General features: G+C 73.9%; 8 protein-coding genes. All 8 read right to left on the reverse strand.

Annotated features, from left to right (window positions below):
• Positions 1-44: 44 nt before the first annotated feature.
• The gene (locus tag DEJ43_RS26945) at positions 45-1058 is read right to left on the reverse strand and encodes an ABC transporter ATP-binding protein (RefSeq protein WP_015036551.1); all 1014 of its coding nucleotides are present in this window, start codon (positions 1056-1058) and stop codon (positions 45-47) included.
• Positions 1055-2020 (reverse strand): ABC transporter ATP-binding protein, encoded by a 966-nt coding sequence (locus DEJ43_RS26950; protein WP_015036552.1) that lies wholly within the window; start codon positions 2018-2020, stop codon positions 1055-1057. The genes DEJ43_RS26945 and DEJ43_RS26950 overlap by 4 nt, the downstream gene beginning before the upstream one ends.
• Positions 2017-3015, reverse strand: a complete 999-nt coding sequence (locus tag DEJ43_RS26955; RefSeq protein ID WP_015036553.1) for an ABC transporter permease — start codon at positions 3013-3015, stop codon at positions 2017-2019. Before DEJ43_RS26955 ends, DEJ43_RS26950 begins: the two co-directional genes overlap by 4 nt.
• Positions 3012-4073, reverse strand: a complete 1062-nt coding sequence (locus DEJ43_RS26960) for an ABC transporter permease (RefSeq protein WP_015036554.1) — start codon at positions 4071-4073, stop codon at positions 3012-3014. The genes DEJ43_RS26955 and DEJ43_RS26960 overlap by 4 nt, the downstream gene beginning before the upstream one ends.
• Before the next feature lie 3 nt (positions 4074-4076).
• A complete protein-coding gene (locus DEJ43_RS26965) occupies positions 4077-5918 on the reverse strand; it encodes an ABC transporter substrate-binding protein (RefSeq protein ID WP_041664241.1) in 1842 nt (613 codons plus the stop codon).
• A gap of 192 nt (positions 5919-6110) precedes the next feature.
• On the reverse strand, positions 6111-9572 hold the full coding sequence (locus tag DEJ43_RS26970) for an SCO5717 family growth-regulating ATPase (RefSeq protein WP_015036556.1): 3462 nt from the start codon (positions 9570-9572) through the stop codon (positions 6111-6113).
• 217 nt (positions 9573-9789) lie between these two features.
• Complete coding sequence (locus tag DEJ43_RS26975; RefSeq protein ID WP_015036557.1) at positions 9790-10623, reverse strand: hypothetical protein; 834 nt, start codon at positions 10621-10623, stop codon at positions 9790-9792.
• Positions 10623-11924 (reverse strand): type VII secretion protein EccE, encoded by a 1302-nt coding sequence (gene eccE / locus DEJ43_RS26980; RefSeq protein ID WP_015036558.1) that lies wholly within the window; start codon positions 11922-11924, stop codon positions 10623-10625. The genes DEJ43_RS26975 and eccE overlap by 1 nt, the downstream gene beginning before the upstream one ends.
• Between the last annotated feature and the right edge of the window lie 97 nt (positions 11925-12021).

Raw genomic sequence — 12021 nt, forward strand, 5'->3', positions numbered from 1 at the left:
CGGAGCGCCGCCTGCTCAGCGCCCGGCGGCCCGAGCGGGGCGGCTCAGGGCGCCGCCCCCTCCCGGGTCGCCCAGTGGCAGGCCACCGCCTGCTCCGGGCCGCCGCTCAGGATCGGGAGGGATTCCCCGCGGCAGCGGTGCGCGATCGCCGCCGCCTCGCCCGAGGCGAGGACCTGGCAGCGCGCGTGGAAGCGGCAGCCGGACGGGATGCGGGAAGGGTCCGGGGGCTCACCGGTCAGCACCACCGGGGCGCCACCGGACTCCGGCAGCACCGACAACAGCGCCTGCGTGTACGGGTGCTGAGGTCGTGTCAGTACGGATTCCACCGTGCCGGTCTCCACCACCCGGCCCAGGTACATCACCGCCACCCGGTCCGCGATGTTCCACGCCAGGCCGAGGTCATGGGTCACCACCAGGGCGGAGAGTCCGAGTTCGTCCCGCAGACGCAGCAGCAGCGCCAGGATCTCGCCCCGTACCGACGCGTCGAGGGAGGCCACCGGCTCGTCGGCGACGATGAGTTCGGGTTCGAGGACCAGCGCGCCCGCGATGACCACCCGCTGCCGCTGTCCGCCGGACAGCTCGTGCGGATAGCGCAGGAAGAAGCGCTTCGGCGGCCGCAGCCCGGCCCGCGCGAGGGCCCCGGCGACCGCCTCCCGCTCGTCGGTCCCCGCCCGGACCCCGTGGATCCGCAGCCCCTCCGCCACCGCGTCGTACACGGTGTGCCGCGGGTTCAGCGAGCCGCTCGGGTCCTGGAGGACCAGCTGGGCCCGCTTCCGGTAGGCCTTGAGCGCCCCGGAGGCGTACCCGAGCGGCTTCCCGTCGAACGACACCGTCCCCGACGTGGGCCTGACCAGGCCGAGGAGCGAGCGGGCCAGGGTCGTCTTGCCGCAGCCCGACTCCCCGACCAGGGCCACGATCTCGCCCGGCGCGATGTCGAGGTCCACCCCGTCGACCGCCCGCGCGGGCGGCGCGCCCCGCCGCCCGGGGAAGGTGACGTGCAGTCCGCGCGCCGACAGCAGGGCCGGCTTCTCCGTACGCACGGCCGTCTCCGTACTCATGACGCGCTCCCCACATGGACGCAGGCGGCCCGGTGCTCCGCGCCCGCCTCGCGTAGTTCCTGGTCGAGCTCCGCGCAGGCGGCCACCGCCACCGGGCAGCGCGGGTGGAAGGTGCAGCCGCCCGGCAGGTCCGCCGGGTCCGGCGGGTCGCCGGGCAGTCCGCGCGGGGCCCGCCGGGAGGCGAGGTCGCCGATGCGGGGGAAGGCCGAGGACAGCGCCCTTCCGTAGGGGTGGCGGGCGGCCTCGTAGACCGCCCGGGCCGGTCCTTCCTCGACGACCCGGCCCGCGTACATCACGGCGAGCCGGTCGCAGGTGTCGGCGAGGACGGCGAGGTCGTGGCTGATCATGAGCAGGCTGATGGACTCCTCGGCGACGAGCCGCTCGATCAGCCGCAGGATCTGCGCCTGGATCATCACGTCGAGCGCGGTCGTCGGCTCGTCCGCGACGATCAGCCGGGGGTCGCAGGCCAGCGCCATCGCGATCATCACCCGCTGCCGCTGCCCGCCGGACAGCTCGTGCGGATAGGCGGCGGCGCGGGCGGCGGGCAGGCCGACCTGTTCGAGCAGCTCACCGGCCCGTCTGCGGGCCGCCGCCGGGGTCGCCCGGCCGTGCACGAGCAGCGGTTCGGCGATCTGGTCCCCGATCCGGTGGACCGCGTTGAGCGAGTGCATCGCGCCCTGGAAGACGATCGAGGCGCCCGCCCAGCGCACCGCCCTGAGCCGTCCCCACTTCATGGCGAGGACGTCGTCGCCGTCGAGGAGGATGCGCCCCTCGATCCGCGCCGACGCGGGCAGCAGGCGCAGCAGCGCGAGCGCGAGGGTGGACTTCCCGCAGCCGGACTCGCCCGCCACGCCCAGCTTGCTGCCGGTCTCCAGGGTCAGGTCGACCCCGCGCACGGCCGGCACGGCGGCCGCGCCCGTCCCGTACGTCACCCTCAGGTCCCGTACTTCGAGGAGGCTCATCGCCCCACCCCCAGCTTCGGGTTGAGCACGGACTCGACGGCGCGGCCGCACAGCGTGAAGGCGAGCGCCACCAGGGCGATCGCGATGCCGGGCGGGGCCAGGTACCACCAGTGCCCGGAGGAGACGGCGCCGGCCTCGCGCGCGTCCTGGAGCATGCCGCCCCAGGAGACGACCGTGGGGTCGCCGAGTCCGAGGAAGGCGAGGGTCGCCTCGGTGAGGATGGCGGTCGAGATGCCGAGGGTGGTCTGCGCGAGGACCAGCGGCATCACGTTCGGCAGGACGTGCTTGCTCATGACGTGTCCGTGGCCCCCGCCGAGGGCGGTCGCCCGCTCGATGTACGGGCGGGACTCGACCGCGATCGTCTGGGCCCGGACCAGGCGGGCGGTGGTCGGCCAGGAGGTCACCCCGATGGCGAGGACCACCGTCCACATCGACCGGGACATGACGGTGGCCAGCACGATCGCGAGGACCAGGGTCGGCATCACCAGGAACCAGTCGGTGATCCGCATGACGACGGTGGAGAACCAGCCGCCGTAGTGCCCGGCGATGATTCCCACCAGGGTGCCGATGGCGACCGAGAGGGCTGCCGCGAGCAGCCCGACGAGCAGGGAGATCCGGGCTCCCCAGATCAGAAGACCGAGCAGGGAGCGCCCGAACTGGTCGGTGCCCAGTGGGAATTCGGCGCTCGGTGCTTCCAGGGCGGTGCCCGGGGCCTGGGTCACCGACTGGACGTCGGCGCCGACGAGCAGCGGGGCGGTGAGCGCGAGCACCGCGATGAGGGCGAGCCCGGCGAGGCCGTAGAGGCCGGCGCGATGGGTGCGGTACGCCTTCCAGAAGCGGGCCGCCGAGGTCCGGCGGCGTTCCCACCGCAGCGCGGCCGCCGACGGCAAAGCCGACGGGGTCGGCGGGCTCGGGACCGGCGGGGTCGGGACCGGCTGGGCCGGGGTCGGTTCGGTCGAGCTCGGGTCGGTCGAGGTCGGTTCGGTCGAGGTCATCGGCCCACCCGGGGGTCGAGCAGCGGATACAGCAGGTCGGCGATCAGGTTCATCAGGATCATCGCTCCGGCGAAGACCACGAAAAGCCCTTGGACCAGAGGCAGATCGGGGACGCTCAGGGCCTGGTAGAACAGCCCGCCGAGGCCCGGCCAGGAGAACACCGTCTCCACCAGGATCGAACCGGCCGCCACATGGCCCAGGTTGATGAAGATCATGGTGACGGTCGGCAGCAGCGCGTTCGGCACGGCGTGCCGGCGGCGCACGTCGTCGTCGCGCAGCCCCTTCGCCCGGGCCGTCGTCAGGTAGTCGCCGCCCATCTCGTCGAGGAGCGAGGAGCGCATCACGAGCAGGGTCTGCGCGTATCCGACGGCCACCAGGGTGACCACCGGCAGGACGAGGTGGTGGGCGACGTCGAGGACGTACGCGAAGCCGGTCTCGCCCGTGCCCGACTCCATGCCGCCGGTCGGGAAGAGCCCGGGGACGGGCCCGATGCCGACCGAGAACACGATGATGAGCAGCAGCCCGAGCCAGAACGAGGGCACCGACCACAGGGTCAGCGCGATGCCGGTGTTCAGCTTGTCGCCGAGGCCGCCGTGGCGCCAGGCCGAGCGGGTGCCGAGCCAGAGCCCGAGCGCCGAGTAGATCACCACCGCGACCCCGGTGAGCAGCAGGGTCGCGGGCAGCTTCTCCGCGATCAGGTCGCCGACCGGGGCGCGGAACTGGAACGAGGTGCCGAGGTCGCCGCTGAGCGCCTTGGCGCAGTAGTCGGTGAACTGCTGCCACAGCGGCAGATCGAGCCCGAACTGGCGTCGCAGCGTGGCGAGTTGTTCGGCCGAGGTCGGCACGCCGTGGGTCATCGCCTTCACCGGGTCCCCCGGGATGATCCGGAAGAGGAAGAAGCTGGTGACGAGGACGGCGAAGAGCGAGACGAGCGCGCCGCCCAGCTTGCCCGCCGCGTGACGGAGATAGCCGAGGGAGGAACCGGTGCGGGGTGCGCCGTCCGTGGTGCGGGCCTCGTCGGCCCGCACCACGTCGGCGGGGGTGCTCGCGGTCGTCACCGACTACTCGCGGTCGTCGGCGGTGGAGCGGCGGCGCAGACCGAGGAGGACGCCGAGGCCGACGACGACCACCACGGCCGCGCCGATCCCGACGATCACGCCCGTGGACGAGCCGCCGGAGCCGGAGTCACCGGACGCCGAGGCGGCCGGAACGGCCGACCACCAGCTCCAGTAGCCGTCCTGGCCCCACAGGTTCCCGGCGGCCTCGGGCATGGTCGTGATGGACTTGATCTGGTCCGTGCGGTACGCCTCCAGGGCGTTCGGGTAGGCCATGACGTTCATGTACCCCGTGTCGTACAGCCGGGACTGCATCCGCTTGACCAGATCCGCCCGCTTGGCGGCGTCGTACTCCACCGCCTGCTGCGCGTAGAGCCCGTCGAACTCCTGGTCGCAGATGAAGTTGTCGGTGGCTCCGGAGTCCTTCGGCGTCTCCGGGAGGGTGCCGCAGGTGTGGATCGACAGGACGTAGTCCGGGTCGGGGTTGACCGACCAGCCGTCGAACGCGAGGTCGTAGTCGCCCTTCACCCAGGGGTCCGACACGCTGTCCAGACACTCGACCTTCAGTCCGATGCCCAGCTTGCCCCACCACTCCTGGAGGTACTTGCCGACCGCCTTGTCGTTGGGGTCGGTGGCGTGGCAGAGGATGCGGAAGTCGAGCGGCTTGCCGTCCTTGCCGAGCCGCTTCCCGGCGGCGTTCTTCTTGTATCCGGCCGCGTCGAGGACCCGCTCCGCCGCGGCCGGGTCGTACGTCCGCTTCTGCCCGGCGTCGGGCTTCCAGAAGTACGAGCCGAAGCGGGGCGGGATGTAGCCCTCGCCCTCGACGGCGTGGCCCTGGAAGACCTTGTCGACGAGGGTGGCGCGGTCGACCGCGAGGAAGAGGGCCTTGCGCACCTCGGGGTCGAGCAGCGCCTTGTGGCCGTTGCCGAAGGTCTTGCCGTCCTGGGACCGCGCGCCGGGGTTGGTGGCCAGGGCGTAGAAGCGGCGGCCGGGGGCGTCGTTGACCTTGATGTTCTTCTGGGTGGCGAGGGCGGCGGCCTGGGCGGGCGTCAGGTTCGGGACGAAGGACACCTCGCCCTTCTGGAGGGCGGCGACGGCCGCGTCCCCGTCCTTGTAGTACTTGAAGACCAGTTCGTCGAACTTGGGCGCGCCCCGCCAGAACGTCTTGTTCGGCTTGAGCTTGATGTACTGGTCGACCTTGAAGTCGGTGATGACGAAGGGGCCGTTGCCCACGATGGGAAACTGCTGGTCGTTGTTGAACTTGGAGAAGTCGCCGACCTTCTCCCAGACGTGCTTCGGCACGATCGGCACGTCGAGGGCGGTCATCGTCGCCTGCGGCTTCTTCAGCCGGATGACGAGGGTCTTCGCGTCGGGCGCGGTGACCTGGGCGAAGTTGGCCGTGAAGCTGCCGTTGGCGGTGGCGGCGTTCGGGTCGGTCATCATCTTGTTGAACGTCCAGGCCGCGTCCTCGGCGGTGGCCGGCTTCCCGTCGGACCACTTCGAGTTCTCGCGGATGGTGTACGTCCACGTCAGCTTGTCCGCCGAGGGGGTCCACGCGGTCGCCAGGCCCGGGATCGTACGGGCGTCCTTGGCGTCGTAGTTGGTGAGGTACTCGTAGGCCAGCCGGTGGATGCTCGTCGAGGTGAGCTTCTGGGCGAGGAACGGGCTCAGCGAGTCGATGCTCTGCGAGACGGCGACCGTGAGCGTGTTCCCGGCGGACTTGTCGTCCTCCGCGGCGGCGGTGCCGGGGACGGCCACGAGCGAGACGGCGGTGACTCCGGAGGCGAGCAGCAGGCGGAGCGCTCGGTGGGCGGCGGGGGCGGAACGGGGTGGAGCCTTCGTGACCATGACCATGGGACGTGACCTCGCGTCGGGGGATCTGTCGTGGATCTTGGGCTGACGATGAGTGAAGCGAAGGTTTATCAGCGGTGGTCTGCCGTCGTCAACGATCCCTCAAACCCCTTGTGGACTGCGGGAATGCCAAGAGGCCCGGTACCGGGGGACCGGTACGGGGCCTCATTGGTCTACTCCTGTGACGCCTTACTGCTGAGGGGCTGGCGGCGCCTGCGGAGGCTGCTGCGGGGGCCAGTTCTGCGGCGCGACCTGCGCGTCGTCACCCGCCCGCTGATCCTGCGGATCGGCCTGCGGGGGGAGCGGCTGACCGGGCTGCGGCTGCTGCCAGCCCTGCGGCATGCCCGGCTGACCCGGCTGCGCTCCGTACGGCTGACCGGGCGCCGGCTGTGCTCCGTACGGCTGACCCGGCTGGGGCTGCCCGGGCACGGCCTGACCGGGCAGCGGCTGGCCCTGACCCGGCATCGGCTGCGCCCCGTAGGGCTGGCCGGGCGCGGGCGCGGCGCCGTACGGCTGACCGGGGGCCGGCGCCTGTCCGTACGGCTGCTGCGCCGGGTACGGCTGACCGGCGGCGGGCTGTCCGGGCGCGAACTGCCCCGGCAGCGGCTGCCCGGGCGGGGCCTGTCCGGGCATCGGCTGGCCAGGCGCGGGCTGTGCTCCGTACGGCTGCCCCGGTACGGGCTGCCCGGGCGCGAACTGCCCCGGCAGCGGCTGTCCCGGCACCGGCTGGCCCGGCATCTGCTGACCCGGCATCGGCGGGGCCATGTGCGGTGGCATCGCGCCCTGGCCGTCGCCGGTCCACAGGCCCTGCGCCTGCTGCGCGCGGACGAAGTCCTCGGCCACCATCGCCGAGAGGTTGAAGTACGCCTCCCGGGTCTTCGGCCGCATCATGTCGAGGTCCACCTCGGCACCGGCCGACAGGTGCTCGTCGAAGGGCACGACCACGACGCCGCGGCAGCGGGTCTGGAAGTGCTGCACGATGTCCTCGACCTTGATCATCTTGCCGGTCTCGCGGACCCCGGAGATGACTGTGATCGAGCGCTGCACCAGGTCCGCGTAGCCGTGCGCGGAGAGCCAGTCCAGGGTCGTCGACGCGCTGGACGCGCCGTCCACGGACGGCGTGGAGATGATGATCAGCTGATCGGCGAGGTCGAGCACCCCGCGCATCGCGCTGTACAGCAGACCCGTACCCGAGTCGGTCAGGATGATCGGGTACTGCTTGCCGAGGACGTCGATCGCCCGCCGGTAGTCCTCGTCGTTGAAGGTCGTCGAGACGGCCGGGTCCACGTCGTTGGCGAGGATCTCGAGACCGGATGGCGCCTGCGAGGTGAACCGCCGGATGTCCATGTACGAGTGGAGGTACGGGATCGCCTGCACCAGGTCGCGGATGGTCGCCCCGGTCTCGCGGCGCACCCGGCGGCCCAGGGTGCCGGCGTCCGGGTTGGCGTCGATCGCCAGGATCTTGTCCTGCCGCTCGGTCGCCAGGGTCGCACCCAGCGCGGTGGTGGTCGTCGTCTTGCCGACACCGCCCTTGAGGGAGATGACCGCGATCCGGTAGCAGGAGAGGACGGGCGTCCGGATCAGCTCCAGCTTCCGCTGCCGCTCCGCCTCCTCCTTCTTCCCGCCCAGCTTGAAGCGCGCGGCCGCGCCGCCCGGCGTCCGGCTGGACTTGGGCTTCTGCTTGTTGTTCCGCAGGAGCCGGTCGGAGGACAGCTCGACGGCCGCGTTGTACCCGAGCGGGGCGCCCGGCACCGAACGCTCCCGCTGGTCGTGCGTGACCGGCGAGGGCCAGGCCGCCCCGGTCCGCGGGTCCACCGGAGGCTGCGGGCCCTGCGGCGCGGCAGCCTGCGGGGGTACGGAGGCGGGGTGCGGGTAGCCGTAACCGGCCTGCTGCTGCGGCGGCGTCCCGGGGTGCGGGAAGCCGTAGCCGCCCTGGGCCTGGGGCTGCGGCTCGGGCTGCGCGCCCTGCGGCGCTCCCGGCGTCTGCGGGTAGCCGTAGCCACCCGGGGCCTGGGGCTGGGCGGGGGCGGGCTGCGGCTGCTGGGCCTGCGGCTGCGGGTAGCCGTAGGCACCCGGCGTCGGCTCGGGCTGCGGCTGTGCCTGCGGCGGTACGGTGCCGGGCGCGCCGGGAACCGCGGGCGCCGGCCACGCGCCGGCGGCGGGCGGCAACGGCGCGGCCTGCGGCGCCGGCTGGGCGCCCGGGGCCGGCTGCGCGGGCCACTGCTGGGCGGGCCCGGGAGCGGCCGGCTGGAACGACGGCGGCAGCGGGGGCAGTCCGGGCTGCTGCGCGGCGGCCGGGAACGGCTGGCCCGGAGCCGGAGCCGGAGCCGGAGCCTGAGCCGGAGCGGGTGCGGCACCGGGGAACGGCCCGGGGGCCTGCGCCGCGGCGGCCGGCGGATAGGGGACCGGAGCCATGGGCTCGGTCACGGCGTCGAGCGCGGCCGGGGCGGGCTGCCCCACGGGGCTCGCGGAGTCGGCGGGGTCGGCCGCGTCACCGGAGTCCGGCGCGACGTCCTCGGGCGCCCGGTCCTCGGGGGAGTCCGTCGTCTCGGCGGGGGCGGCCGCGTCCTCTGCCTCCGGCTCGGCCGCGTCGGCCGCGCCGACGGCGTCGGTCACGTCGGTCTCCTCGGACTCGGCGTCGACCGAAGAGCTGTCGTCGGACGCGCTGTCGTCGGCGGAACTGTCGTCGGAGGCGCTGCCGTCCGTGGCCGAGGCGGTGCCGTCGGCGGCCGCGGAGGTCTCCTCGTCGGTGGTGGAGCCGGTGTCGGCGGCCGTCTCCGCCTCGGCTCCGGCTGCGGCTCCGGCGGGAGCCGCGCTGTCGGCCGTACCGGAGTCGGCGCCGGAGTCCACAGCGGCGGCCGGGGCCTCGGCCGCGCGCTCGGCGACCTCACGCTGGAGCGCGGCGGGGGAGAAGCGCATGGTCGCGCCGCTCTCGATGTCCCCGCCGCCGAACGGCGTCGCGGGCGTGGACGCGGGCGCGGGCGCCGAGGGGACCGGCAGCGGGACGGGCGGCGGGAAGGCACCCGGCGCGGAGGCCTCGGCCGGGGTGAAGGAGCCAGGGGCCACGGCGGCGGGAGCCCCCGGGGCAGGAGCGACCGGCGCGGGTGCGACCGGCGCGGGTGCGACCGACGCGGGTGCGACCGGCGCGGGAGCCGCCGGACCCGGGGCGGCCAGGCCCGGAGCGACCGGACCGGGGGCGACCGGGCCAGGAGCCACGGCACCAGGAGCGACGGCACCCGGAGCCACGGCACCAGGAGCGACCGGACCAGGAGCGGCCGGCACCCCCACGGGCGGCGGCACCGGCAGCGGAGCCGCACCGGCCGGCTGCTCGTACCCCGGAGGCGCGCCCACCGGCGGCATGCCGGGCGTGCCGATCGGGGGCGTACCCACCGGCGGAGCACCGGCGTTCCAGTGCGGCTCGAAGCCGCTGCCCGCCGGGAGGCCCGGCACCGGGACCTGCGCCCCGCTCGGCGGCGGGGGCGGGGGAGTGGCACCGGCCGCCCCCGCACCGCCCGACGCGTTCTGCGTGTACCAGGCGGGCGGGGTGTAGTCGATGGTGAACTCACCCGTCATCTCGGCGGGATCCGCGTCGGACTGATCGTCGGCGGGCGGATTCCAACCCCCGTGGATCTCGTCGCGATCGCCGTTCACTTTGCCTCCTGGTGTGGTCGAGCACCCTTGTGCCGTTGTGGGCGGGGCTCTTCCACCCTAATCGGCGCGGGCAACCCCCGGGCAGGCCCGACGGCCCCTCCGCGCCCCTCCCCGCGACCGGTTCCGGTCCCCAAGTGACCTGCCCGCGCCGCAGAGTGAAAACCCCGCCCGTTCAAAACGTTGCAAAAACGGACGTACTTGAACGACTTCATGCCGCTCAGTCCATCCGGCGCGCGCCGCCCAACAATCCGGTCTCGGCGTCGGTCCCCTGCGTCATCACGAACTGGCGGTCGCTCGGCGTGCACCAGAGGGTCACCCCGTCCGCGAGCGTCGACAGCGCCTCGTACTCGTGGCGCGGCAGGCTCATGATGCGGCCGATCTGCGCGGCCTCGTCCGGAGACACCCGCTGCACCCCGACCAGGGAGGACTTCTCCAGGAGCCGGGGCGCGACCGGACTCAGATACGGAAGCAGCGTCACCACCGACTGCCAGGGCGCCGACACGACCCGGCCGCGCGGCGGCCGCATGCCGCAGTCGCGGATCACCACGACCGGGCTGCCCGCGGACGCGCCCTGCGGCGGCACCCGCCCCACGTCGTGCAGCGAGATGCACGGCTGTCCGCCGCCCGCGGCCTGCGCGAGCGCCGTCCAGGCCTGCGCGCGACCGGTCTCGACGGCCACCCGCGCGCCCGTCGCCGCGGCCCGGAGCGCCAGCACCTGCGCGGTCCACAGGCCGCCGATGAGGGTCACGTCGTACGGGACGGGCCGGTTGATGCCGAGGACGGCGGGCCGGCTCTCGGCGTCGACGCCGATCACCATGCCGTCGTCGCCGACCGGCAGGGCCAGCGCCTCCAGTTGGTCCACGGGGACGGAGTGCCGGTCGCGGCGCGGCCCGACGAGCCCGAAGCCGAAGCGGGGCTTCGCGCCCCGGCCCGCGCCCCGGGACCCCGCACCGCGCGGCCCGGAACCCCAGGAGGCGGCCCGGCCCGAGGCGCCGGGAGCGCCCGGCCTGGACGGCGTACCGAAGGAGGGGGAGGAAGCGGAGTGGGACATCAGCGCGCACCTCCCAGCGGAAGCGTCGCGAGGATGCCGGGCACCTGTTCACGGTCGAGTCGCACGAGTCCCGTCCTCACCCCGCGCGCCGCGCGCTCCAGTTCGTGCCGCGCGGCCACGAGTTCCTCGTCGCTGCGCCCGGTGATCCGTACGTGTCCGGTCACGGTCACCTCCTGCCGGTCCCCGCCGCTGAGCGTCAGGCTGAACGTCGTCGCCAGCGCGGGCAGCGAGGTCAGCAGGGCCACCAGCTGCGGCATCGAGGCCCCCGCCCCGCCCTGGCCGCCCAGCTGGGGCCAGCGTCCCACCCAGTACGTGGTGTGCCGCCGGTCGTCCACCCGCCAGGTCCGCGCGGTCTCCTGGGTCCTGCGCCCCTGCGCCTGCCCCCGGCCCGCCTGCGTGATCGCCATCGGGCTCGCGCAGGTCGAGGTGGCGAGCGCCGAGGTGAGCTCCGTCTCCGTCAGCACGCTCGCCCGGAACCCGGCGCCCGCGAGCCTGCTCGCCAGCTGGTCCGCCGCCCGCACCACGCACTTCTGCGCGCCCTTGAGGCCACCGCCACGCGCTTCGACCGCCTCCGGGCAGAGTTCTGGGTCCAGCTTGAGCGCGATCCACGTGATCCGGACCGCCGGCGAGCCCGTCTGCGCCTGCAGCGGACCGTAGTTGCGCGCGGCCATCGACTGCGCGGGCAGGTGCGGGGCGGGCGCCGGCTGGGTGTGCTGCACGATCTGCGCCGACTCCAGGCGGATGCCGTCGACGCTCAGCACGTCCCGGACGAGACCGACGGGCAGCGGCCGCGCCGCCCGGTCCGGGCGCAGCGCCGTGCCGTCCGATTCGACCCGCAGGACTGCGGTGAGGAAGGTGCCGTCGCCGACCATGCCGACGGGCCGGCGGTCACGGTCGCTGTACGCGTAGGTCCGCAGCGCGGGGTCGCACTCCACGACCGGCGCGAGCCCCGGCTCGGTGCCCTCCGGCACCGTGAACGAGGACGCCCGGCGGGTGCGGGCCCGCAGCGCGAGGAAGGTGCCCAGCCATTCGGGCAGGGAGCGGTGGTGCCGGCGGACGACCGCCAGCAGGACGAGCACGACGGCCACCACGCCCGCGGGCACCAGCAGCATCCGGTCGATGACATAGGCGACGACGAGCAGCGCCGCCGCCACTTCGACCAGAACGAACTGTTGCAACTGGAACGAACCGAAGTGTCCCGGGCGCGCCTGGAGCCTCGGTGAGACCGAGGAGACGGGGCCCGTGGACGGGGGTGCGGAGGCGGTGGCCGCGGCGGGCCGCGTCCGCGTCGCGGAAGCCATGATGGAGAATCCCCCTCAATTCATCCCGATCACCCTGGCCTGCCAGGGCTTTGACGGCCGGATCACCCTACCCGCCCCACGAACGCCACGGGACAGC

Origin of the sequence: Streptomyces venezuelae ATCC 10712, assembly GCF_008639165.1 — a bacterium.
Lineage (GTDB): Bacteria > Actinomycetota > Actinomycetes > Streptomycetales > Streptomycetaceae > Streptomyces > Streptomyces venezuelae.